At 67.8% G+C, this 22,572-nt stretch carries 20 protein-coding genes; 11 read left to right on the forward strand and 9 right to left on the reverse strand.

The window, feature by feature from the left end; genetic code table 11:
- Positions 1-198 precede the first annotated feature (198 nt).
- The 3 genes from EV138_RS23040 to EV138_RS23050 are packed head-to-tail and all read right to left on the reverse strand — an operon-like array spanning position 199 to position 3,645.
- On the reverse strand, positions 199-1,086 hold the full coding sequence (locus EV138_RS23040) for a carbohydrate ABC transporter permease (RefSeq protein ID WP_133980869.1): 888 nt from the start codon (positions 1,084-1,086) through the stop codon (positions 199-201).
- Positions 1,083-2,027 carry an ABC transporter permease subunit gene (locus EV138_RS23045; protein ID WP_133980870.1) on the reverse strand — a complete coding sequence of 315 codons (945 nt, stop codon included), beginning with the start codon at positions 2,025-2,027 and terminating at the stop codon, positions 1,083-1,085. The genes EV138_RS23040 and EV138_RS23045 overlap by 4 nt, the downstream gene beginning before the upstream one ends.
- A 4-nt stretch (positions 2,028-2,031) precedes the next feature.
- A complete protein-coding gene (locus EV138_RS23050) occupies positions 2,032-3,645 on the reverse strand; it encodes an extracellular solute-binding protein (RefSeq protein ID WP_133980871.1) in 1,614 nt (537 codons plus the stop codon).
- A 56-nt stretch (positions 3,646-3,701) separates the two neighbouring features.
- Here EV138_RS23050 and EV138_RS23055 point away from each other — a divergent pair, with 56 nt between their 5' ends.
- From EV138_RS23055 to EV138_RS23065, 3 genes are read left to right on the forward strand one after another with little or no spacing between them, the layout of a single operon-like run.
- The gene (locus tag EV138_RS23055; protein WP_133980872.1) at positions 3,702-4,799 is read left to right on the forward strand and encodes a sialidase family protein; all 1,098 of its coding nucleotides are present in this window, start codon (positions 3,702-3,704) and stop codon (positions 4,797-4,799) included.
- Complete coding sequence (locus EV138_RS23060; RefSeq protein ID WP_202866799.1) at positions 4,796-5,743, forward strand: dihydrodipicolinate synthase family protein; 948 nt, start codon at positions 4,796-4,798, stop codon at positions 5,741-5,743. Before EV138_RS23055 ends, EV138_RS23060 begins: the two co-directional genes overlap by 4 nt.
- A 46-nt stretch (positions 5,744-5,789) precedes the next feature.
- Entirely contained in the window at positions 5,790-6,500 is a 711-nt protein-coding gene (locus EV138_RS23065; RefSeq protein WP_238158298.1) for a FadR/GntR family transcriptional regulator, read from the forward strand.
- A gap of 710 nt (positions 6,501-7,210) precedes the next feature.
- Here EV138_RS23065 and EV138_RS23070 read toward each other — a convergent pair.
- From EV138_RS23070 to EV138_RS23080, 3 genes are all read right to left on the reverse strand, one after another.
- Complete coding sequence (locus EV138_RS23070) at positions 7,211-8,851, reverse strand: DNA repair helicase XPB (protein ID WP_133980873.1); 1,641 nt, start codon at positions 8,849-8,851, stop codon at positions 7,211-7,213.
- A gap of 146 nt (positions 8,852-8,997) precedes the next feature.
- The gene (locus tag EV138_RS23075) at positions 8,998-11,286 is read right to left on the reverse strand and encodes a helicase C-terminal domain-containing protein (RefSeq protein ID WP_133980874.1); all 2,289 of its coding nucleotides are present in this window, start codon (positions 11,284-11,286) and stop codon (positions 8,998-9,000) included.
- Between the two features lie 85 nt (positions 11,287-11,371).
- On the reverse strand, positions 11,372-12,175 hold the full coding sequence (locus EV138_RS23080; protein ID WP_133980875.1) for a GNAT family N-acetyltransferase: 804 nt from the start codon (positions 12,173-12,175) through the stop codon (positions 11,372-11,374).
- Between the two features lie 86 nt (positions 12,176-12,261).
- Here EV138_RS23080 and EV138_RS23085 point away from each other — a divergent pair, with 86 nt between their 5' ends.
- The 5 genes from EV138_RS23085 to EV138_RS23105 all read left to right on the forward strand — a co-directional run bounded on the left by EV138_RS23085 (position 12,262) and on the right by EV138_RS23105 (position 17,164).
- Positions 12,262-12,885, forward strand: a complete 624-nt coding sequence (locus tag EV138_RS23085) for an SIMPL domain-containing protein (RefSeq protein WP_133980876.1) — start codon at positions 12,262-12,264, stop codon at positions 12,883-12,885.
- Between the two features lie 69 nt (positions 12,886-12,954).
- Positions 12,955-14,190, forward strand: coding sequence for an Nramp family divalent metal transporter (locus tag EV138_RS23090; protein ID WP_133980877.1), 1,236 nt, complete (start codon positions 12,955-12,957; stop codon positions 14,188-14,190).
- Positions 14,191-14,197: 7 nt separating this feature from the next.
- Positions 14,198-14,989 (forward strand): metallophosphoesterase, encoded by a 792-nt coding sequence (locus EV138_RS23095; protein WP_133980878.1) that lies wholly within the window; start codon positions 14,198-14,200, stop codon positions 14,987-14,989.
- Positions 14,990-15,079: 90 nt separating this feature from the next.
- Positions 15,080-15,460, forward strand: a complete 381-nt coding sequence (locus EV138_RS23100) for a DUF427 domain-containing protein (protein WP_133980879.1) — start codon at positions 15,080-15,082, stop codon at positions 15,458-15,460.
- Positions 15,461-15,523: 63 nt separating this feature from the next.
- Positions 15,524-17,164 (forward strand): AMP-binding protein, encoded by a 1,641-nt coding sequence (locus EV138_RS23105; RefSeq protein ID WP_133980880.1) that lies wholly within the window; start codon positions 15,524-15,526, stop codon positions 17,162-17,164.
- On the opposite strand, the gene EV138_RS23110 is transcribed toward EV138_RS23105, so the two are convergent.
- Positions 17,082-18,260 (reverse strand): MFS transporter, encoded by a 1,179-nt coding sequence (locus EV138_RS23110; RefSeq protein ID WP_133980881.1) that lies wholly within the window; start codon positions 18,258-18,260, stop codon positions 17,082-17,084. The genes EV138_RS23105 and EV138_RS23110 overlap by 83 nt on opposite strands.
- 48 nt (positions 18,261-18,308) lie before the next feature.
- Between EV138_RS23110 and EV138_RS23115 the strand changes: the two genes are divergently transcribed.
- The gene (locus EV138_RS23115; protein ID WP_133980882.1) at positions 18,309-18,758 is read left to right on the forward strand and encodes a winged helix-turn-helix transcriptional regulator; all 450 of its coding nucleotides are present in this window, start codon (positions 18,309-18,311) and stop codon (positions 18,756-18,758) included.
- Positions 18,759-18,806: 48 nt separating this feature from the next.
- On the opposite strand, the gene EV138_RS23120 is transcribed toward EV138_RS23115, so the two are convergent.
- The gene (locus tag EV138_RS23120; RefSeq protein ID WP_133980883.1) at positions 18,807-19,757 is read right to left on the reverse strand and encodes a R2-like ligand-binding oxidase; all 951 of its coding nucleotides are present in this window, start codon (positions 19,755-19,757) and stop codon (positions 18,807-18,809) included.
- 32 nt (positions 19,758-19,789) lie between these two features.
- Positions 19,790-20,371 (reverse strand): TetR/AcrR family transcriptional regulator, encoded by a 582-nt coding sequence (locus tag EV138_RS23125; RefSeq protein WP_133980884.1) that lies wholly within the window; start codon positions 20,369-20,371, stop codon positions 19,790-19,792.
- A gap of 134 nt (positions 20,372-20,505) precedes the next feature.
- Between EV138_RS23125 and larE the strand changes: the two genes are divergently transcribed.
- Entirely contained in the window at positions 20,506-21,987 is a 1,482-nt protein-coding gene (gene larE / locus EV138_RS23130) for an ATP-dependent sacrificial sulfur transferase LarE (RefSeq protein ID WP_133980885.1), read from the forward strand.
- Between the two features lie 173 nt (positions 21,988-22,160).
- Positions 22,161-22,544: a cold-shock protein gene (locus tag EV138_RS23135; protein WP_133980886.1), complete on the forward strand. Its 384-nt coding sequence runs from the start codon at positions 22,161-22,163 to the stop codon at positions 22,542-22,544.
- Positions 22,545-22,572: the final 28 nt, after the last annotated feature.

Raw genomic sequence — 22,572 nt, forward strand, 5'->3', positions numbered from 1 at the left:
GATCGGCGACCTGTCCCAATCTGGGCCAACCCCGGCAACGGCGGTCGCATTCCCGGGCGACTGACTCGAAGATCACAGTTGACAAATAACGCACCGCAGGTCTGTTGTCAGTCTGCCCGATACCGAGGGCTTCGCGCAGCCGGTTTTATCCCTTCATCGCCCCGGTCAGAACGCCCTCCCCTCTCGCCTTCCTTTCCTTCATCCTTTGACAGCTCCGGTCAGAACGCCTTTGGCGAAGTGTCTTTGCAGGAACGGGTAGACCAGCAGGATCGGCACGATCGAGATCACCAGGATGGCCATCTGGATCGAGGCCTGGGGTGGGAGCAGTTCGGTGCCCAGGTCCGCACTGCCGAGTTGGGTGTCGTTGATGACGTACGTCCGCAGTACCAGTTGCAACGGCCACAGCTTGCTGTCGTTGAGATACAGCAGGGCACCGAAGAACGCGTTCCAGTAGCTGACCGCGTAGAACAGGCCGATCACCGACAGCACCGCCTTCGACAACGGCAGCACGATGTAGCCGAAGGTCTTCAGTTCGCCGGCACCGTCGATCCGGGCGCTCTCGGTGATCTCACCGGGCAGGTTCGAGAAGAACGCCCGCAGCACGATCACGTTGAACGCGCTGACCATCGTCGGCACGATCAGCGCCCAGAGACTGTCCAGCAGCCCGGCCCCTTTGACCACCAGGTACATCGGGATGATGCCCGGCGAGAACAGCATGCTGAACAGGACGATCAGCAAGATCGGTCGCCCCGCCGAGAAGCCCGGCCGGGACAGGGCGTAGGCGAGCAGGCACGAGACCGTGAGACTCAGCAGCGTCCCGATCACGGTGACGAAGATGCTCACGAACAGTGCCCTGGTCACCACTCCGCCGGCGAACAACGACTTGTACGCCGCGAAGTTGACCGAGTCGGGCAACAGGACGAGGCCGCCCGACTCGTTGATCTGCTTGTTCGGCGCCACGCTGGTCGAGATCACGCCGACGAACGGAAGGATCACGACCGCACAGAACACCAGTAGAACCACGCCTTTGAAGGCCCGCATCGGCCACGACGGCACCGGCACGCCCTGAACGATTCGCCGTGTCATCGGCTGTACACCCCCTGCTCCCCGAAGATGTGCGCCACCTTGTTGGCGGCCAGCACGAGGACGACGCCGACGAGGCCCTTCACCAGGCCGACCGCGGCCGCGACTCCCCAGGCGCCACCGAGCACACCGTTGTTGTAGACGTAGGTGTCCAGTACTTCGCTGACGTCGCGCCCGACGGCCTGTTGCTGCAGGATGATCTGCTCGAACCCGACGGTCAGCGAGTCGCCCAGCTTCAGGATGAACAGCAAGATGATGATCCCGCGCAGCCCGGGCATGGTCACGTGCCACACCTGCCGCATCCGGCTCGCGCCGTCCACGCTGGCCGCTTCGTACAGCTGAGAGTCGATCTGCGAAAGCGCGGCCAGGAACAGGATCGTCGCCCAGCCGGTGTCCTTCCAGATCACCTGCGAGGTGACCAGGACACGGAACAGTTCGGAGTTCCCGATGATGTCCAGTGTCGCCAGGTCGTGCGCCCGCAGGTAGTTGTTCAGCAGTCCGCTGCCGCCCAGCATCTGCTGGAACAACGCGACCACGATCACCCAGGACATGAAATGCGGCAGGTACAGGATGCTCTGCACGATCCGCTTGATCCGCTCCGAGAACAGCGAGTTCAGCAGCAACGCCAGCAGGATCGGCGCCGGAAACACCAGGATCGCCTGCAGACCGGTCAGGATCAGCGTGTTCTTCAGTGCCTGCAGGAACGCAGGGTCGCCGTTGAAGATCACCGCGAAGTTGTCCCAGCCGGACCAGTCGCTGCCGCCGATGCCGAGGAACGGCTGGTAGTCCTTGAACGCGATCACGTTGCCGAGCAGCGGCAGGTAGTGGAACGCAAGGATCAGCGCAGTACCGGGCAGAGCGAACAGCAGCAGCACCCGGTCGCGGAGTAGCCGGCGACCGAGGCTGAGCTGCTGGGCCGGGTGGGGCTTGGTGCGCTGCAGCATCTGGCTAGCGCCCCGCCGCGTCGGCGTACGCCTGCTGCAGTTCCCCGCGCATCTTCTCGCCGCCCTGCGACAGCCAGTCCTTGACCGCGGAGGCCCACTCGGAGACGGGCTTCTTGCCCTGCATGATCTGGTTCTCCACGTCGGTCATCACTTTGACCAATCGCGGCCCGTCCTTGGACACGGTCTCGGAGTAGAGCCCGTACGACGCGTCGTACACCAACCGCGACGCAAGCTTCTCCTGAATCGCGTGTTGCTTACGCGGTACGTCGGGTTTGCCGGCCATGTACAGCGCGAGGGTGGAGTCGGCGACGTACTGCAGTCCGATCCCGGTCTCCACCACACCAGTCTTGGTCGGCACCGGATCCGTTCCCTGCAAGGCGTAATGGCGACCCGCTACGCCGTACTTGCGGAACAGATACTCCTCCGTACCGAAGGGTGCGGCCATCCAGTTGGCCACCTTCAGCAGGGTCTCGACCGAGTGCTTGCTGTCCTTGCGGAACGCCGTGATGTTGTTCAGGGCCGCGCCCATCCACGGCCTGCCCTGACTCGGCACGTCGAGCATGTTGACCGAGAAGGCGTCGCCGGCGGTGTTGTCGGCGTAGTACTGGTTCCAGGCGACGAAGCTGTCGATGTCGAACGCGGCGATGCCACCGTTGAACCATTGCTTGCGCTGGCTGGCCTGGGCACTGAAGGAGTCCGGGTTGATGACGCCGGCCGCGACCATCTTGCGGCCGGCCTCCAGAGCGTCGGCGCCCTGCTCGGCCTCGTAGAACGAGGTGAACTTGCCGCCTTCTTCCTTCCACTGGTTCGGGATGCCGAGCAGTTGGCGCAGGTACGAGATCGGCGGCCTGGTCCATGCCCACCGGTTCTGCTTCGCCGCGGTCAGCTCCTTGGCGAGGTCGAGGAACTCCTCGAAATCCTTCGGGGCGGGGTCCTTGATGCCCTTGGCTGCCAGCAGATCCTCGCGGTACAGCGGCAACGTCGTCCGCGACATCCCGCGCGGAACCGGTACGGCGTAGATGCCGCCGTTGTACACGCAGCCCTTCCAGTACTCGGTGGGAATGTTCGCGAGGAACGGGTATTTCTTGACCGCGTCGCCGGAGAGCTGATCGGTCAGGTCCAGGCACTTGGCCTTCAGCAGTGCGGGAATCTGCGGCGTGGTCGGCGGCAGGTTGATGATGTCGGGAAGGTCGCCGCCGGCGACCCGCGTCGCGAGCTTGTTCGGGTACTCGTCGTTCGACGCCATGCTGATCTGCAGTTCGGAACCGAGGCGTTCGTTGACCGCCTGCCAGAACTGGTTGCTGTCCGCGGCGGGCGGGATCGCGCCCGGGATGTTCGTCATGAAGCTGATCGGCTGACCGTCGCCGGGCTTCTCGGTGATCGCCTTGAGCGGGTTCGCGGGGTACTTCAGGAAGCCGTCGAGCACCACATCGGTGCCGGGCAGATCGGGCGTCACCCCGGTGAAGCGGACGTAGGTCGGGAGCTTGACCGCGAGATTGGCGGCGGCCTGGTTCTTCTTGTCCGACGCGCAGCCGCTGAGCAACGGCGTACCGGTCACCGCGACCGCCGCGGCGGCCAGGCCCCCACCGAGGAGTGTTCTTCTGCTGAGTCGCTGCATGAGGCCTCATTTCCGGGCGATTGAGAGTGCGGCCTCACCATGACATAGTACGTCCTATGTCATCAAGCCTCAGTCCTCCGGAAGTCGTCTTCGACCCGGTCGGCAGCCGCTATCACACGTTCCGCATCCCGGCCGTCACGATGCGTGGCGATTGGCTGTTCGCCTTCTGCGAGGGCCGGCTGCACTCCGCTGCGGACGCGGGCGAGATCGAGGTCGTACTGCGGCGCTCCGGTGACGGCGGGCGGACCTGGTTGCCGTTGCGGGTGGTGTCGGCAGCGGCCGGGAAGACCTGCGGGAACCCGGTGCCGATCGTCGATCCGGCGAGTGGCGACCTGGTGCTGGTCACGGTGCAGAACGGGGCCGATGAGCTCGAGCATCTTGTTGCCCTGGGCACTGATGTTGAGGACGGGCGACGGGTCTACGTGCAGCGCAGTATCGATGACGGGGCTTCGTGGAGTGCTCCTTCGGAAATCACTGCGCAGGTGAAGCCTCGCGATTGGGGTTGGTACGCGACCGGCCCGTGCCACGGGATCGCCTTGACCGCTGGGCCTTACGCCGGGCGGCTGGTCGTACCGGCGAACCACTCCTTCGTGCCGGCCGACGTCGGCGATCTGGACTCAGCAGCTACGGCGCGGTTGAACGGCGGGCATTGCATCTTCAGCGATGACGGCGGCCGGACCTGGGCACTTGGATTCGTCGATCGCAACGACGGTGGCGTGGTGAATGCGAACGAGACAGCCGTTGCGGAGTTGGGCGACGGGCGACTCTATTTCACGGCGCGGAATCATCGGGGGACCGGACCGGCGCGGGTGCACGCGTACTCGTCCGACGGTGGCGCCACGCTTGAATCGCCGTACGAAGGAATCGCTGAGATCACCGCTCCCGGGATTCAGGGGAGTGTGCTTCGGGTGGGGGACCGGCTGTTGTTGTCGACGCCGGCGCATCCGGAGATCCGGCGCGAGTTGACCGTGTTCGTCAGCACCGACTCGGGGGCGACCTGGCGGCCGGGTTTCGTCGTCCATCCGGGGATGGCCGGCTACTCCGATCTGGTGCCGCTGCCCGATGGGCGGGTCGGGCTGTTCTACGAGGCGGGCGAGACGTCCTCGTTCGCGACGCTCCGTTTTGTCACCTTCGATCCTCGGGAGATCCTTTGAGCACCTCTGCCTCCGCTGTTCGCCTGAGTGGTGTGGTACCGCCGCTCGTCACGCCGCTGACTGCCTCGTACGACGTCGACACCGCCTCGCTGGTCCGGCTGGTCTCGCATCAGCTGGCCGGTGGAGTTTCCGGCGTCTTCGTGCTCGGGACCTCTGGTGAAGGGACATTTCTGACCGACGAGCAACGGCGTACGGTGCTGGAGGTGGTGGTCGGCGAGGTCGCCGGGCAGGTACCGGTTCTGGCGGGGGCGATCGATACGTCGACCGCGCGAGCGGGCGCGCATGTCGTGGCTGCTTTGAAGGCGGGAGTGGATGGTGTTGTCGCGACCGCGCCGTTTTATGCGGCGACGCATCCGGCGGAGATCTCACTGCATTTCGAGCGGCTGGCTTCGGTGGCGGACGGCGTACCGCTGTATGCGTACGACATTCCGCCGCGAATCGGTGGGACCAAGCTGCCTTCTTCGCTGCTGATCTCACTGGGGGAGCGTGGGGTGATCGCGGGAGTCAAGGACTCGAGTGGGCAGGAGACGAGTTTGCGGCGGCTGGTGCTGGATCGCGCCGCGGCCGGTCTCGATGGGTTTGCGGTGATGACGGGGTCGGAGTTGACGGTCGATTCGGCCTTGGGCTTCGGGGTCGACGGGGTGGTGCCTGGGCTGGGGAACGTGGATCCGGCGGGATATGTGCGGATCTTCGACGCCGTTGCCGCTGGGGATTTTGCCGCCGCGCGGTCGGAGCAGAACCGGCTGTTCCGGTTGTTCGAGGTCGTCGACGTGGCCGACCGCGGGCGGATGGGGGCGAGCTCGGCGGCGTTGGGTGCGTTCAAGGCGGCGCTGTTCTTGCTCGGAGTCATCGAATGCCCGCTCACGGCGTACCCGTCGATCCCGCTGGACGACGACGAGATCGCGAGGATCGGCTCGCTGCTGGCCCGGGCCGGACTGCTGTGAGCGCTCCCGGTCAGTAGACTGGCCGATCTCGACGAAGGGGGCCGGCGTGACAACGGGTGGGCTCGGCCGCGCACGCGGCGCCGCTGGGAACCAGAGCTTCATCCGCGACCAGATGAAATCGTTCATCCTGGAACGCGGACTGAAAGCCGGCGACCCGCTGCCCAACGAGCAGGAGCTGATGGCGCAACTCGGCGTCGGCCGGCATCCGTTGCGCGAGGCAATGAAAGCGCTGCAGGCGGTCGGCATCATCGAGATCCGGCACGGCTACGGGACGTACGTCGGCCAGGTAACGCTCGAGGCGCTGGAGGACGGGCTCGCCTTCCGGATGTCCCAGTCGATGGCCGGCGACCTGCGCGACGTACAGAACGTCCTGGAGGTCCGCCAAGCCATCGAAGTCGGCCTGGCGGACGAGGTGGTCGCCCATTTCAGCGCCGCCGGCTTCGACTCGCTCGAGCCGATCGTCGCGCGGATGGAGGAGAAGGCGGCCGCCGGTGAGTATTTCCCCGACGAGGACTGGGCCTTCCACCAGGCGCTCTACGAGCCGCTCGGCAACGCCCTCGTCATCGACCTCCTCAGCGTCTTCTGGCGAACCTTCGCCCAGGTCGACGCTCGGCTTCCAGGTGCCCGCTACACCCCCGCCGACGCGGCCGGTTGGCACCGAGACCTCCTCAACACTTTGAAAACCGGTCGGCCCGAAGCGTTCGCACGGTCGATGAAGCACCACTTCGTAGGCATCCACACCCGCCTCGACCCCTGACCCACGCACCTCCTGCGTCGGCGCTCCCGCCCGCCCTGGGTCGCGGCTCCTGCGTCGCCACTCGGTGACTGCACCCACGCACCTCCTGCGTCGGCGCTCCCGCCCGCCCTGGTTCGCGGCTCCTGCGTCGCCACTCGGTGAGAGCGGTCGTTCGCTGCCTGGTGGACTTGGGGTGACGCGGTGGGTGTGTGGCCCACGCAACCTCCTAGGTCGGTGTTCCCACCCATCCGGTTCGCGGCTACTACGTCGCCGCTCGATGACCACCGGCATGGTCCAGGCACTGGCCGGCTGGTGAGCCCGAAGCCTGGCGGTCTACTTCGTCGCAGAATTCATCCGGCTCGGCCCGTGGCCGTCTGCACCAGATTGGCGACCACGACATGGTGGTCGCCCAACCTGGCTGCTGTGTCGAGCGCCGACGCAGGAGGTGCGTAGGTGACGTATCGGTCCGGTTCGCGACGTCGACCTGGTGCTCGCCCGACGTGGCCGTTGTTATAGAGCGGCGACGGAGGAGCCGCGATCAGGGGTGGGTGGGAGCGCCGACGCAGGAGGTGCGTGGGTGACGCGTCGGTCCGGTTCGCGATCCCGACGTGGTGGCCGCCCGACGTGGCCGTTGTTATCGAGCGGCGACGGAGGAGCCGCGAACCGGGGTGGGCGGGAGCGCCGACGCAGGAGGTGCGTGGGGACAGGCGCTTCGTAGTACCGGAAAGCGTTCAGGCGAACAGGTTTTCGGCGTCGACGATGGTGTAGGCGTAGCCCTGTTCGGCGAGGAAGCGTTGGCGGTGGGCGGCGAACTCGGCGTCGACGGTGTCTCGGGCGACGATGGAGTAGAAGCGCGCGGTGCGGCCGTCACCCTTCGGGCGTAGTACTCGACCGAGCCGCTGCGCCTCCTCCTGACGCGAACCGAAAGTGCCGGAGACCTGTACGGCGACCGACGCCTCGGGCAGGTCGATCGAGAAGTTGGCGACCTTGCTGACGACGAGCATGTTGATCTCGCCGGTGCGGAACGCCTGGAACAACCGCTGGCGCTCCTTGACGGTCGTCTCGCCCTTGATCACCGGGCATTCGAGGCGTTCGCCGAGCTCGTCGAGTTGGTCGATGTACTGCCCGATCACCAGCATCGGTTCGCCCTTGTGGTGCTCGGCGATTCGCCGTACGAGCCGTGACTTGGCCGGGGTCGACGCGGCCAGCCGATACCGGTCCTCGGGCTCGGCGGTCGCGTACACGAATCGCTCGGTCTGCTCGAGATCAACTCGTACTTCGACGCAGTCGGCCGGTGCGATCCAGCCCTGCGCCTCGATGTCCTTCCACGGCGCGTCGTACCGCTTGGGCCCGATGAGCGAGAAGACGTCACCCTCGCGGCCGTCTTCGCGGACCAGCGTCGCGGTCAGTCCGATCCGGCGCCGGGTCTGCAGATCGGCGGTCATCCGGAAGATCGGGGCCGGCAGCAGGTGCACCTCGTCGTACACGATCAGGCCCCAGTCGCGCGCGTCCAGCAGTTCGAGGTGCGTGTAAACACCCTTCCGCCGGGTCGTCATCACCTGGTACGTCGCGATCGTGACCGGCCGGATCTCCTTGCGCGCACCGGAGTACTCGCCGATCTCGTCCTCGGTCAGCGTGGTCCGCTTGAGCAGCTCTTCCTTCCACTGCCGGGCGGACACGGTGTTGGTGACCAGGATCAGCGTGGTCGCGGACGCCTGTGCCATCGCGGCCGCGCCGACGATCGTCTTGCCGGCGCCACAGGGCAGTACGACGACGCCCGAGCCGCCGTGCCAGAACGCGTCGGTCGCCTGCTGCTGGTACGGACGGAGGTCCCAGCCATCTTTGACCAGGTCGATCTTGTGCGCCTCGCCGTCGACGTAACCGGCGAGGTCCTCGGCCGGCCAACCGAGTTTCAGCAAGGTCTGCTTCAGGTGTCCGCGCTCGGACGGGTGGACGATCACCATGTCGTCGTCGATCCGCGCGCCGAGCAGCGGCTTGATCTTGGCGCTGCGCAACACCTCTTCGAGCACAGGCCGGTCAGTGGTGATCAGCACCAGCCCGTGCTCGGGGTGCTTCTCCAGCCGCAGCCGCCCGTAGCGGTCCAGTGTCTCGGCGATGTCGACCAGCAGCGAGTGCGGCACCGGGTAGCGGCTGTAGCGAAGCAGTACGTCGATCACCTGCTCGGCGTCGTGCCCCGCGGCCCGGGCGTTCCACAGCCCCAGCGGAGTCAACCGGTAGGTGTGCACGTGCTCCGGAGCGCGTTCCAACTCCGAGAACGGCGCGATCGCCTTACGGCAGTCGGTCGCATCCGGATGGGCGGTCTCCAACAACAGCGTCTTGTCGGACTGCACGATCAACGGCCCGTCGGTCACTACACATCCCCTGTCACCAGCCTTCAGGCGAAGTACTCCGCCCGACCCTCCATTGTGCCTCCTCCCACCAAACACCCCGGGCGACGCCGGCCGGCAGGCGGGCGCCGCGGGGGTGCAGCCGGGGCACCGGGGCGTGGGAGACGTTGTTACTCCGGCACCGGGCGGGCGGCGGCTATGCGGTGGAGGGCGTAGGTGCGGGGCTGGTCGGCGCCGTCGTCGTACGCGGTGAGCCAGCCGTCGGCTACTCGGACCGGTTCGACGATGCGTTCGGCCGCGTTGCCGTTGTGGTCCACGTAGGAGATCCACGTGGGCCTGCCCGCTTCGGCGGCCTCGGCGAGGACGCCGATGGTTTCGGCGGGCGCGGTGGCGTCGCCCGAGGTGTGTTCGGCCGGGCGCTCCGCCGCGACCCGGTCACCCGCGCGAACGCGTTCGATGACCGCCTTCACCTGCTCCTCGCTCAAATCGATCGTGCTGTCCGCGAAGTCCCGGCTCGTACGCCGACGCGGTGGCTGGCCTCGGCGGTTACCCGCGGACGTCACGTGCACCACCCCGTCGAACGACTCGCCCAGTGGAGCGAGCCCGGCTTCGCGCAGACGCGAGAGCACCATGTCCGGCGGCGACGGCGAGACGACCACGGTGGGCGCGAGGCGGCGGAACCGGATGCCCGGCAGGTTGGAGCTGAGCAACTGGGTGAGCACCGACTCGTCGTCGCAGCGCAAGTACGTCGACGCCGCACCGATCCGCAGTACGCCGTGGCGGCGGGCGACGTCGTCGATGAGGTAGCTCAGCGGCTGCGGCACCGGCGTACGCGAGTGCTCCACCAACCAGGAGTGCAACTGCTCGGCAGTGCGCCCGAGGTCGAAGGCGCGCCGGATCGAGCTCTCACTGAACCGGTAGACGCCACCACCGCCGTGCGACTCGGCGTCGGCCATCACCACAAGGTCCTCTTGTACTGCGCGCACCAGCGGCCCTGGTGCCACAGCAGTGAGGTCCGCCTGCAGCAGTACCTCCGACACCGGCGCCGGAACCAGCGGCTGAATAGCAACAGCCAGATCCTCGGCAGCAGGCTCCTCGCCGAGCAGCACCCGAGCATGCGAAGCCAACGCGCCTAGACCGGTCAGCCCGAGCAAAGCCGCCTCGGTGATGGTCCAGTCGACCAAGTCGTCCCGGAACTGACCACCGCGACGCGGGCGATGCCAGGCGACCCAGGTGACCACAGACTCGACTGCAGGCGCAGTACCGGCTCCTGCTTCCGCCAGTGCCTGCAACGTGAGCTGTCTGACCTCCGGCGCCAGCAAGCGCTCCAGGTCCGGCGCGAGCGCGTTGACCAACCGCTCACGCGCAGCAGCGGTCGCTCCGCCGCTGTCACGCCTACCGATCAGACCGATCGCCCGTAGCCCGCTGTGCCAGGCCAGCACTAGCTGGGCCCACCGATGCGCAGTGTCGAGCTCCAGCCAGTCGTCGTACGACGAAGTCGGCAACCAGAGCTCTCCCGTACCGACCTCAGCAGCAGCAACCAGCCCAGCGGCGTACGCGATCTCCAGTACGGCGCCCGCCGCCTGCTCGTCGGCACCGATCTTGGTGGCGAGGCTCCGAAGCTCCCGTACGCCGATGCCGCCCGTCCGCAGTACGGCAGGGGGATCGGTGCCCAGCTGCTCAAGTGCACCGTCGACAAGGCGAACCAGGTCGAGAGCCGCACCAGCCGCAGCGCGGTCAGCGATAGTCGCAGACACCTGCTTGCCACCAAGCGGCGGCGGCGTCGGCCTCGTGGACGCCAGGACGCGCCCACCGCGCAGGTGCAGCCCGATCTGCCGCGGCAGCACGACGGTGTTGGCATCCTTCGGTACTACGAGTCCGCGGGCGAGCAACTGCTCCACGGGCGTCTTGGCGGAGGCGATCGTGACAGGCCGCTCGGCCTTCTCCACCGAACCGGTCGGCGGACCCCAGGTGAGCTTGTCGAGCACCTCGCGCGCCTCGGGGCCGGCCTCCTCGATCAGCTTGTCCAGGTCACCGAAGTGCCGGGTGGTGATCGGACCCAGGCCGGCCGGCGTCGGCCCGAGGAGCTCGTGTACCGCGCGGATCGGACGCAGGTCGTCCTCGTTGCCCCAGACCAGGGCCAGGGCCAGCAGCTCGGTCACCCGCGGCTGCACGACCTCCACCGGCTGGTCGACGCCCGCAGCGAGCGCCTGCAGGTCCACCGGCTCAGGCAGTGCCGACAGTGCTTCCAGCAGATCGACACTGAACTCGTCGAGCCGGTTGATAGCTCTCGCCGCCGAAGCGTTGCTGGTCGCGCGGGCAGCGAGCTGACTGGTGTCGGCCGGGATGGGCGTAGCCAGGTCGGGCCGGTTCTGAAGCAGCTGGCCGAGGGCAGCATCGTCCCAACCGCGTAAAGCCTCGGCGAGGGTACGTGGGCGGGTCCGCTCGGTATTGCTCATCCCTCCAACGGTACGGCCCCGCACCCAGCATCCACGACCCGCAGCCCGACTCTTGTCACGCTGATGACGTCACCGGCGCAAGTGGTCACTCGCCGTCGGGTACTTCGGCGGCGCCGGCGTGGCCGATGCGGCGGAAGCCGATGCGCTCGTAGACAGCCGCCACCGCGTCCGATTCGGCCGACAGCAGGAGCAGCGTGATGCCCATGGCGAAGGCATGCTCGGCCAGGCAGCTGGTGACGGCGGCTCCGAAGCCCTGCCGCCGCATCGCGGGCAGCGTGGCGACGCCGACGATCTCACTGGCCTTGCCGACCGGCTGGTGCACGCCACTGGCGACCAGGCCGTCCGCGGTGGCAGCACCGGCGGTGACGGAGTACCCGGCCTGGGCACGGTCGAGCAGGAACTTGAGCATCTCAGGCGAGATCTCGGCGGCCTTGGCGTCCCTGTCCTCGATGCCGCCCCTGCCGACCGCCGTACCGGGGTCGCCGAAGGCAACGTTGGCGACGGCGCGAGCTTCTTGTAGTACGGACTCGACCGCGGGCAGGATCGTGCAGTTCGCGTCAGCCGTCGCGGGCTTGAAGTTGGCCTGCTCGAGCACGAGCAGCGGGTGCTCGGTGACCTCCAGGCCGGCGGCGGCCGCGGCGGCACTGAGCGATGGGCAGGTCTCCACGACCCACTCCAGGTTCAGCGGGAGGTCCAGCTCGGTGCAGCGCTTCCGCAGCGTCTCCAGGTCGGCCGCCTCGATGGTCCGCTCGGCACCAGGCCGCGGACGCGCGTAGTACGGCCAGGGACTTGTACTACGGAACAGCGTGAAGGGGCCGACCTCCTCGGGCGTGGCACCGGACAGCGGCGCGGCGTGCAGGTAGTCGTCGACCTCGTTCAGCAAGCTCATCCCCGGAGAGTCCCAGCCCAGCGGGCCACCGGCAACCCAAATTTGCCGCGCTTTACAGAGTCCGTAGCAATGGCACACTGGCGGGCATGGACTCTGGGATCACTGTGGTGGGCACCGGGCAGGTCACTGCGCCGGCCGACGTACTCCGTCTGACGCTGAGCGTGGGACACGACGCCAAGGACGTGGCGGCCGCCGTCGCGCAGGTCGCCGAGCGGACCGACGCGGTGAGCGCCGCGCTGCACGATCAGGGTGTCGCCGAGAAGGACATCCACACGAGCTCGGTGAACGTCTACCCGCAGTACGCGGATTCGATGCAGATCGCCGGGTACCGCGCGTCGCACTCGATGACGGTCTCGACGACCGACCTGACCGGGTTCGGCCGGCTGCTGAACGCCGCGGTGGGTGCTGTGGGCAACGATCTGGGGCTGGACGGGCTGCAGTTCGACGTCGCCGACAAGGCGCCGCTGGTGGAGCAGGCGCGCGAGCTCGCCTTCGCCCAGGCCCGGCAGAAGGCGGATCACCTGGCCGGGCTGACCGGGCAGACGATCGGATCCATCACCGCGGTCGCCGAGACCTACGGTCATGTACCGATCCGGGCGATGGCCGCCGCCGGGAAGGCCGTCCCGCTCGGGTTCGACGCGGAAATGGCCGTCACACCGGGCGAGCAGACCATCGAGGTCTCGCTCGAGGTGCGCTGGTCCTGGGGCTGATCCTGGACTGATCTGTCTCAAAATCAGACCGGATCCCCTTTTGTTCCCGGCTTCGGACACACTTCTCCCATGTACGCACCGGCCCCGCTCCGACGGCAACTGAACCGATCAGGTCTGTTGCTGCTCGGTCCCGCCTTCGTGGCAGCGGTCGCGTATGTGGACCCGGGGAACTTCGCGACCAACATCGCCGCGGGCGCGACATACGGGTATCTGCTCTGCTGGGTCGTCGTCGGGGCGAACCTGATGGCCGTGCTGGTGCAGTATCTGGCCGCCAAGGCGAGTATCGCGACCGGCCGCACGCTGCCCCAGCTGTGCCGGGAGCACTTCCGGAAGTCGACCTCCACCGGGTTGTGGGCGCAGGCCGAGCTGGTGGCGGTCGCGACCGATCTGGCCGAGGTGGTCGGCGGCGCGATCGCGCTGAATCTGCTGTTCGGAGTCCCGTTGTTGCTGGGCGGTGCGATCACCGGTGCCGTCTCCTTCGGGTTGCTGATCTACCAGTCCAAGCGCGGCCAGCGGCCGTTCGAGGCCGCGATCATCGGGTTGCTGGCCGTCGTACTGGTCGGATTCGTGGTGTCCACGATCCAGTCGCACCCGTCCGGATCGGGGATCGTCGGGGGCCTCGTGCCACGCCTGGACGGCACGCAGTCGCTGGTGCTCGCGGCCGGAATGCTCGGTGCGACGGTGATGCCGCACGCGATCTGGTTGCACGGGGCCCTGGTCACCGACCGGCACTGGAAATCGATCCGGTCCGCCTCGGGCAGGCAGCGCGTACTGCGCGCGACGCGGCTCGACGTCGCGGTGGCGATGGCGCTGGCCGGTGCGGTCAACCTGGCCATGGTCGTGGTCGCCGCCGCCGCGTTGAAGGGCAGTGGAGCCGATTCGCTCGACGCGGCGCACACCGCCATCGGGGACCGGATCGGCAGCCTGCCGGCCCTGTTGTTCGCGTTGGCCTTGCTGGCCAGCGGGTTCGCCTCGTCCTCGGTGGGCACGTATGCCGGCTCGGTCATCCTGGACGGGTTCTGGCAGCGGCACGTCCCGCTGGCCGCGCGCCGGCTGGGGACGTTGCTCCCGGCCCTGATCATCCTGGCCATCGGCATCGACCCGAGCCGCGCGCTGGTGGTTTCGCAGGTCGTGCTGAGCTTCGGTATCCCGTGTGCCCTGTGGCCGCTGGTCCGGTTGACCGCCTCCCGGCGCGTCATGGGCGACCTTGTCAACCGCTGGCCGACTACTCTCACGGCATGCCTGGTAGCAACCGCCGTCACGGCCCTCAACGTCGTACTGATCGTGCTGACGCTGCGAGGGTGAGTTCCGCATGACCGCGACGTACGCGGTCAGCGACATCCACGGCCACCCCGAGAAGCTGACCGAGGCACTCACCGCGGCCGGCCTGATCGACGCCGAGGGCAACTGGGCGGACCACGACGTCCGGCTGTGGTTCCTCGGTGACTTCTTCGACCGCGGCCCCGACGGCGTCGGCGTACTCGCGCTGGTCCGCCGGCTGGCGGACCAGGCGGCGGCCGGCACCGGCGAGATCCGGGTCCTGCTCGGCAACCACGAGATCCTCGCGCTCGGGATGCGCAAGTTCGGCGACACCTTCGTACCGCACGACGGACTCACCTCGCGCAGCTTCGAACGCAGCTGGGCGCTGAACGGCGGCCAGGACCGCGACCAGGAACTGCTCACCGACGACGACGTGGCCTGGCTGATCGAGCAGCCGATGGTCGGCCTCGACGCCGACCACCTGCTGCTGCACTCCGACACCGAGGAGTACCTCGAGTGGGGTGACTCGATCGACGAGATCAACCAGGCGGCCTGGGCGGACCTGCACAGCGACGACATCACCGTCTGGTGGGAGGTCTGGCGCCGGATGACATCGCGGTACGCCTTCCGCGGCGAGACCGGCCCGGCGGTCGCGGCCGACCTGCTGAACCGCCTGGGCGGCCGCCGGATCGTCCACGGTCACAGCATCGTGGCCGACCAGCTCGGCATCGACCCGGCGTACCTGACCGGTCCCTTGCTGTACGCCGACGGCCTCGCCCTCGGTATCGACGGCGGCATCTTCGACGGCGGCCCCTGCCTGCTGATCAAGCTCCTCCCGGTCTGAGCCGGCCCGAGAAGCTCGTGCGAGGGGGAATGCGATGGTGGCCGGAGGGGTTGTCGAAACCTGAAGAGTCGATCTTTGGGAGCTGAGACTATGTCTGACAAGCCGGTGAAGGTTCCGGGGCCGGATCACCCGATCACTGTCGAGAAGAACCCCGACCGCGTGGTCGTGAAGGTCGCCGGGCAGATCGTGGCCGACACCCGCGACGCCCTGTCGCTGCAAGAAGCGGACTACCCGGCCGTGCAGTACGTCCCGCGCAAGGACGTCGACCTGACGCAGCTGGAGCGCACCGACCACGAGAGCTACTGCCCCTACAAGGGCGACGCGTCGTACTACAGCATCATCCCGGGCGGCGAGAAGACGGTGAACGCCGTCTGGACGTACGAGAACCCGTACGCCCCCGTCGCCGAGATCAAGGATCACCTGGCGTTCTACCCCGACCGGGTCGACTCCATCGAGATCCTGGCCGACTGAGCCCGGCCGGTCGCCCGGCGCGTTGGGGTTGTCGGGCGACCGATGGGGAGTGACGATGGCGGCATGAGCCAGCCTTCGTATGCGTCCGGGGTGTCCGAGGTTCCGCTGCTGGGCGAGACGATCGGGCAGAACCTCCGGCGAACGGTCGCGACGTACGGCGACCGGGAGGCGATGGTGGAGGTCGCCAGCGGACGACGGTGGACGTACGCCGAGTTCGGGGCCGACGTCGACGAGTTCGCCCGGGGGCTGATGGCCCGGGGGATCGCGAAGGGCGACCGGGTCGGGATCTGGGCCCCGAACTGCGCGGAGTGGACGATCACGCAGTACGCGACGGCGGCGATCGGCGCGATCCTGGTGAACATCAACCCGGCGTACCGGACCCATGAGCTGGCGTATGCGCTGAACCAGTCCGGTGTGAAGCTGCTGATCTCCGCGACCGAGTTCAAGACCAGCGAGTACCGCAAGATGATCGAGGAGGTCCGGCCGGACTGCACGGCGCTCGAGGACGTCGTCTACATCGGTACGCCGGACTGGGCCGCGGTGGTCGAGGCGGCGGGCCGTGTGACCGCCGAGCAGTTGGACGAGCGCGCGGAGCAGCTCAGCTTCGACGACGCGATCAACATCCAGTACACCTCGGGGACCACCGGCTTTCCCAAGGGCGCCACGCTGTCCCACCACAACATCCTGAACAACGGGTACTTCGTCACCGAGACGATCGCCTTCGGTCCGGACGACCGGCTGTGCATCCCGGTGCCCTTCTACCACTGCTTCGGCATGGTGATGGGTAATCTCGGCTGCACCACCCACGGTGCCTGCATGGTCATTCCGGCGCCGGCCTTCGATCCGGCGGCGACCCTCAAGGCCGTGCAGGACGAGCGCTGCACCGGCCTGTACGGCGTACCGACGATGTTCATCGCCGAACTGGGCCTGCCCGACTTCGCGTCGTACGACCTGAGCTCGCTGCGGACCGGCGTGATGGCGGGCTCGCCGTGTCCGGTCGAGGTGATGAAGCGCTGTGTGGCCGACATGCACATGGCCGAGGTGGCGATCTGTTACGGGATGACCGAGACCTCGCCGGTGTCGACCCAGACCCGGCGCGACGACGACCTGGATCGCCGTACGTCGACCGTCGGCCGGGTGATGCCGCATGTCGAGGTGAAGCTGGTCGACCCGGTGACCGGGCTGGTCGTACCGCGCGGTGAGCCGGGGGAGCTGTGCACGCGTGGGTACTCCGTGATGCTCGGCTACTGGGACGAGCCCGGGAAGACCGCCGAGGCGATCGACCAGGCCCGCTGGATGCACACCGGGGATCTCGCGGTGATGCGCGACGACGGCTACGTGAACATCGTCGGACGGATCAAGGACATGGTGATCCGCGGCGGCGAGAACGTGTACCCGCGGGAGATCGAGGAGTTCCTGTACACCCATCCCGACATCGCCGACGTCCAGGTGATCGGCGTACCGGACGAGAAGTACGGCGAGGAGCTCTGCGCGTGGATCAAACTTCGCCCGGGCGCCGACGAACTGGACGCCGCCGGACTGCGCTCCTTCGCCACCGGCAAGCTCGCGCAGTACAAGATCCCGCGCTACGTCCTGCTCGTCGACGACTTCCCGATGACCGTCACCGGCAAGATCCGCAAGGTCGAGATGCGCGAGAAGTCGATCGCCCTGCTCGGACTGCAACCGCCAGCGCCGACAAGCTGAAGGTTGCCCCAAGCAAACAAACCGCAGTCCAGCCGCCGGCGGCGTACAGCGCGGTCGAGGAGATCGCGCCGAGCCCGCTGCCGATCGAGTAGAACACCATGTAGCCGCCGATCAGCCGGCTGCCGGCATCGGGGCGCAGGCCGTAGATCATGCTCTGGCTGCTGACATGCACAGCCTGGACCGCGAGATCCAGCAGGATCGCGCCGATCGCCAACGCCCACAGGAAATCCGACGTGAAGGCGAGCGGGAGCCAACTCGCCGTCAACAGAACCAGGGCCACCCAGGTGGTGGTGCTGCCGCGGCCTCGATCGTTGAGGCGACCGGCTGGTCCGGCGGCCAGAGCACCAGCAGCGCCAACAAGCCCGAACGCTCCGATCGCCGTGTGTGAGAGTTCGTACGGCGGTGCGCTCAGCGGGAGCGCGATCGAACTCCACAGGGTGCTGAACGCGGCGAAGACGAGCAACGCGAGGACCGCGCGGGTGCGGAACAGCGGCTCGTCCGTCCAGAGCGTCATGGTGGAGCGCAGCAGTTCGTAGTACGAGAGATTCGCCTTGTTCTGTGGGGTTGTGCGGAACAAGATCAGTGCGATGAGCAGGCTCAGGATGCCGGCGGCGAGATAGACCGATCGCCAGCCGGCGAGGTCGGCGAGCATTCCGGAGACGGTGCGGGCCAGCAGGATGCCGATCACGATGCCGCTGGTGACAGCGCCGACCACTCGGCCGACTTCAGCGGGGCGGCTGAGGGAGGCGGCGAACGCCACCAGGGATTGGGTGACCACCGCGAGAAGTCCGATCGCGGCCAGGCCGAGCAGCAGGACGGCCGCTCCCGGGGCGGTGGCTACCACCAGCAAAGCGGTTGCCAAGAGCAAGAACTGGAGCCGGATGAGCCGGCGGCGGTCGACGAGATCGCCGAGCGGAACCAGGAAGAAGAGGCCGAGCCCGTAGCCGAGTTGTGTGATCGTGACGAACAGGCCGACCCGGCTGGGCGGGATGCCGAGCTCGGTCCCCATCGTCACGACCAGGGGCTGGGCGACGTACACGGTGGCGACGGCCACGCCGGCCGCGAGCGCGAGGAACAGCCGTCTGCTTGGTTGCATGTTGCTACCATATGAGCGATGGTAGCATGATGCAACCAGGAGGTGGAGATGGTCGAGCGGACCAGGTTCGATACGGCGGAGTGCCCGGTGGCGCGCTCCGTCGATGCGGTCGGCGACTGGTGGTCGCTGCTGATCGTGCGGGACGCCTTCGACGGCAGTCGCCGGTTCGGTGAGTTCCAGCGCAGCCTCGGCGTGGCCAAGAACATCCTGTCCGCACGGCTGAAGGCCCTGGTGGACCAAGGCATCCTGCAGGTGAGTCCGGTGGGCGCCTACAACGAGTACGTGCTGACGGCGAAGGGCGAGGCGCTCTTCCCGGTCATCGTCGCGCTGCGGCAATGGGGTGAGGCCTTCGCCTTCGAGGCCGGTGAACCGCACTCGGAGCTGCTCGATCGACGGGATGGCAAGCCGCTTCGCCCCCTGGAGATCCACGCCGCCGACGGCCGCATCGTGACGCCCGAGGCAACCGTCGTACGCAAAGTCGGCTTCGAGGAAGACTGAGGTTCGCAGGAGCCGGCGAATTCATCGTCGCCTCTTGACTGCGCCGGGTCAGCGGACCGCGGCCAGGGCGGCGGAGTCTTCGGCGCCGAAGACGTCCTCCAGTTTCTCGGGGGAGTAGTCGAGGTCGATGCCGGCGACATCCGCGCCGAGGGCCGACTCGATGGCGCCGAGGCGGCGGGTCGCGCGGTCGCCGGCGTACGTCATCAGTGCGGTCGGGTCGATCTCCGGGGGAATCTCCGGCGAGTTCTCCAGCGCCCACTGGATCTGGACGAGGGCGTGCGGGAGCAGTTCCTCCATCGTGTCGGTGACGACCTTCCAGTTGGCCTCGTCGGCGGCGACGTGGCGCCGGCAGGTGAACGTGCCCCAGGCCATATGGCGTCGTTCGTCGTCACCGATGCGGCGGATCAGTTCCTGCATGCCGGGCAGGACTCCGCGGCCGGTGCACAGCAGGTTCCACGAGTGGTAGCCGGTGAGAGCCAGAGTTCCTTCTACTACGTGGTTGTAGGTGACCGAGGCGCGTACCTGGTTCGCCGGTGACGGATCGTCGGCGAGGGATTTGAGTGCCACCGGCAACGCTTCGTAGAAGATCGCGCGGTAGCCGGGGTTGTTCTCGACGTACCGGTGCAGGTCCTCGGTGACGCCGACCGCGTCGAGCCACATCCGGAAGACCGCGGTGTGCTTGGCCTCCTCGAAGCAGAACTGGGTCAGGTACATCTCGTCCCCGAACCGGCCCTCCGCGGCCATCGCCTGCAGGAACGGCTGCAGGTCCTCGGTGACGGCTTCCTCGCCGGCGATGAACTGCGCGCACAGCATCATCGCGTTGTCCCGCTCGTTGTCGGTGAAGTTCTCCCAGTCCTTGGCGTCCAGGCTGAAGTCGATGTCGCGAGGATTCCAGAACTTGCGATTCCCCTTGTCGAAAAGGCGGAGCGGCAGGGCGTCCCAGTTCAACCCGCCCGCCTGCAACGAGCTGAAACCCTGCCGGTGAAGAGGATTCGTCATCAATACTCCTGCTGTTGGCGAAGTGGAAGTGTTCAGCTGTTGCTGCTGAGGAAGGGGCCGAGGACCCGGGCTACCTGGTCGGCGACGACGGTTGGTGGCGGGCCGGGGTTGACGATGTGGCTGAGGACGACGCGCAGGGCGATGTCGACGCAGGTGCTCGCGTCGTCGGGAGCGATCTCGGGCCAGTGCTCGCGGACGTGCGCGTCCAGTCGCTGGTGGCTCAACTCGAGCACCTGCTGGCCGCGGGTGGTGAGGACCTGACTGGCCTGGTCCGAGCCGGGGGCGGTGAGCGCGGCCTTCACGAGCGGGTTGTCGGAGGCAAGCACCAGCGCACGTTCGACCGCGGCGCGGAGCCCGTCGATCGGGTCGGCATGGTCGGCGAGCGCGGCGTTCACATCGACCAGGAACCGCTCGGTCTCGCGCGCCGCGACCGCCTGCAGCACGCCCCACTTGTCACCGAACTCGTTGTAGACCGTCTGCCGCGAGACCCCGGTCCGCCGCCCGACGTCGGCCATCCGCAACCCGTCGTACCCGCCGGTGACGATCGCGTCGTACGCCGCGTCGAGCAACTCCTCGCGCAACCGCCGCTTGGTCCGCGCGCCAAAGGAATCCATGCACTCAGGGTTTACATCTAGGGCCCTGATGTCAAGACCTCGGACATCATGGCCAAAGATGTCAAACCGCCGGCCGGAACCGGGGGTGGAATACCCGGAGGACCGGGCGTGGTCGAGGACGTAGGGTTGGGGACGTGTCAACCGCCGAGATTCAGCCCACCCCTGCCGCCACGCCAGGCGAGGCCGACGTGCCGGAACTGGTGGTCGGTTTCGATCTGGACATGACGCTGATCGACTCCCGGCCCGGGATCCAGGCCGTCTGGGACCTGCTGGCGGCCGAGACCGGCGTCCCGATCGACACCGACCTGGTGGTGAGCCGTCTCGGGCCGCCGCTGACCTGGGAGATGGCGAACTGGTTCCCGCAGGACCAGGTCGAGGCGATGGTCGCGCGGTACCGCGAGCACTACCCGTCGTACGCGATCACCGGGAGCCTGCCGTTGCCGGGGGTGCCCGAGGCGCTGGCCGCAGTGCGGGCTCTGCGTGGGCGCACGATGGTGGTCTCGGCGAAGTACGCGCCGAGCGTGACGCTGCACTTGGAGCACCTGGGGCTGGACGTCGACGAGCCTGTCGGCGATCTGCACGGCGCCGAGAAGGGCACCGCGCTGCGTGAGCACCAGGCCACGATCTATGTCGGCGATCACACCGCCGACATCGACGGAGCCCGGGCTGCCGGCGCGGTCGCGGTGAGCGTTGCCACCGGTCCGTTCTCGGCGGACGAGCTGCGCGCGTACGGCGCTGACGTAGTACTCAACGATCTGACCGAGTTCCCCGCCTGGCTGGACGCCTATGTGCTGGAGCAGCGGCTGGAAGCGTTGATGACGAGGCTGGCCAAGTACGAGAGCCTCGTGGTCGCCTTCTCCGGCGGCGCCGACTCGGCGTTCCTGCTGGCGGCCGCGGCTCGCGCGATCGGCCCGGCCAACGTGGTGGCGGCCACGGCGGTGTCGCCGAGTCTGCCGGTCGCGGAGCTCGAGCCCGCGGCCCACTTCGCCGACTCGCTCGGCGTACGGCATGTGACTCCGCACACCCACGAGATGGACCGCGAGGGCTATCAGGCGAACGCCGGCGACCGCTGCTACTTCTGCAAGGCCGAGCTGGTCGAGACGCTGCAGCCGATCGCGGACGAGTTCGGCATCGACGCGATCGCCACCGGGACCAACGCCGACGACGCGATCGCCGGCTTCCGGCCGGGGATCCGCGCTGCCTTCGAGCGCGGCGCGATCACGCCGTTGCGCGATGCACGGTTGACCAAGGCGCAGATCCGGGCGGCCTCGCGCAGCTGGGGCCTGGAGACGTCGGACAAGCCGGCCGCGGCCTGCCTGTCCAGCCGGATCGCCTACGGCATCCGGATCACTCCCAACCTGCTCGTCCGGGTCGACCGGGCCGAGCAGGCGGTCCGCGACCTGCTCACGCCGTACGGCGTGCAGAACGTGCGGGTCCGCGATCTGGGGGAGTCCGCGAGCATCGAGATCGACGCCGACCTGCTCGGCCGGGTGGACCACGCGCCGCTGATCGACGCGGTCCGCGCGGAAGGTTTCGCGGCGGCGGCCGTCGATTCGCGGGGCTTCCGCTCCGGCTCGATGAACGAGCGGCTGGCCGATCCGGACCGCTATCGCTGAAGGACGACCGCCGCGGGGCATTGCGAGACCGGTTAGTGCGGAATCGTTGCCTCATCAGGTAGTTTCCCGGAGGCGCTGATGCCCGGGTTCACGTACGCTGGGTAACCGGCCCGGGCAGCCCGTCCCGGTCACCTTTCCGTCCTGTTCCGACGATTGACATCGAAGAGGTTCCCGTGCCTGTTGGCAAGGTCAAGTGGTATGACTCCGAGAAGGGGTTCGGCTTCCTCAGCAAGGAGGAAGGCGGGGATGTCTACGTCCGTGCCGAGGCGCTGCCGGCCGGAGTGACCAACCTCAAGCCGGGGCAGAAGGTCGAGTTCGGCGTCGTCGAGGGCCGCAAGGGTGAGCAGGCGCTGCAGGTGCGGCTGATCGACCCGCCGCCGTCCGTGGCGAAGGCGATGCGCCCGAAGCCGGAGGAGATGCAGTTGGTGATCGAGGACCTGATCAAGCTCCTCGACAACATCGGCGAGGGCTACCGCCGCGGCCGCCACCCCGACGCCAAGGCCGCCCGCGGCGTCGCCACCGTCCTGCGCGGAGTAGCCGACAAACTCGACATCTGACCCGTACGGCGATCCGCCGCTGCCCGTG

This window comes from Kribbella voronezhensis, assembly GCF_004365175.1.
Lineage (GTDB): Bacteria > Actinomycetota > Actinomycetes > Propionibacteriales > Kribbellaceae > Kribbella > Kribbella voronezhensis.

Excerpts from the sequence above, each read along its gene's own strand:
- EV138_RS23040 (WP_133980869.1), bottom strand. The coding sequence starts at position 1,086 with ATGACACGGCGAATCGTTCAGGGCGTGCCGGTGCCGTCGTGGCCGATG.
- EV138_RS23045 (WP_133980870.1), bottom strand. The coding sequence starts at position 2,027 with ATGCTGCAGCGCACCAAGCCCCACCCGGCCCAGCAGCTCAGCCTCGGT.
- EV138_RS23050 (WP_133980871.1), bottom strand. The coding sequence starts at position 3,645 with ATGCAGCGACTCAGCAGAAGAACACTCCTCGGTGGGGGCCTGGCCGCC.
- EV138_RS23055 (WP_133980872.1), top strand. The coding sequence starts at position 3,702 with ATGTCATCAAGCCTCAGTCCTCCGGAAGTCGTCTTCGACCCGGTCGGC.
- EV138_RS23075 (WP_133980874.1), bottom strand. The coding sequence starts at position 11,286 with ATGAGCAATACCGAGCGGACCCGCCCACGTACCCTCGCCGAGGCTTTA.
- EV138_RS23080 (WP_133980875.1), bottom strand. The coding sequence starts at position 12,175 with ATGAGCTTGCTGAACGAGGTCGACGACTACCTGCACGCCGCGCCGCTG.
- EV138_RS23085 (WP_133980876.1), top strand. The coding sequence starts at position 12,262 with ATGGACTCTGGGATCACTGTGGTGGGCACCGGGCAGGTCACTGCGCCG.
- EV138_RS23090 (WP_133980877.1), top strand. The coding sequence starts at position 12,955 with ATGTACGCACCGGCCCCGCTCCGACGGCAACTGAACCGATCAGGTCTG.
- EV138_RS23095 (WP_133980878.1), top strand. The coding sequence starts at position 14,198 with ATGACCGCGACGTACGCGGTCAGCGACATCCACGGCCACCCCGAGAAG.
- EV138_RS23100 (WP_133980879.1), top strand. The coding sequence starts at position 15,080 with ATGTCTGACAAGCCGGTGAAGGTTCCGGGGCCGGATCACCCGATCACT.
- EV138_RS23105 (WP_133980880.1), top strand. The coding sequence starts at position 15,524 with ATGAGCCAGCCTTCGTATGCGTCCGGGGTGTCCGAGGTTCCGCTGCTG.
- EV138_RS23110 (WP_133980881.1), bottom strand. The coding sequence starts at position 18,260 with ATGCAACCAAGCAGACGGCTGTTCCTCGCGCTCGCGGCCGGCGTGGCC.
- EV138_RS23115 (WP_133980882.1), top strand. The coding sequence starts at position 18,309 with ATGGTCGAGCGGACCAGGTTCGATACGGCGGAGTGCCCGGTGGCGCGC.
- EV138_RS23120 (WP_133980883.1), bottom strand. The coding sequence starts at position 19,757 with ATGACGAATCCTCTTCACCGGCAGGGTTTCAGCTCGTTGCAGGCGGGC.
- EV138_RS23125 (WP_133980884.1), bottom strand. The coding sequence starts at position 20,371 with ATGGATTCCTTTGGCGCGCGGACCAAGCGGCGGTTGCGCGAGGAGTTG.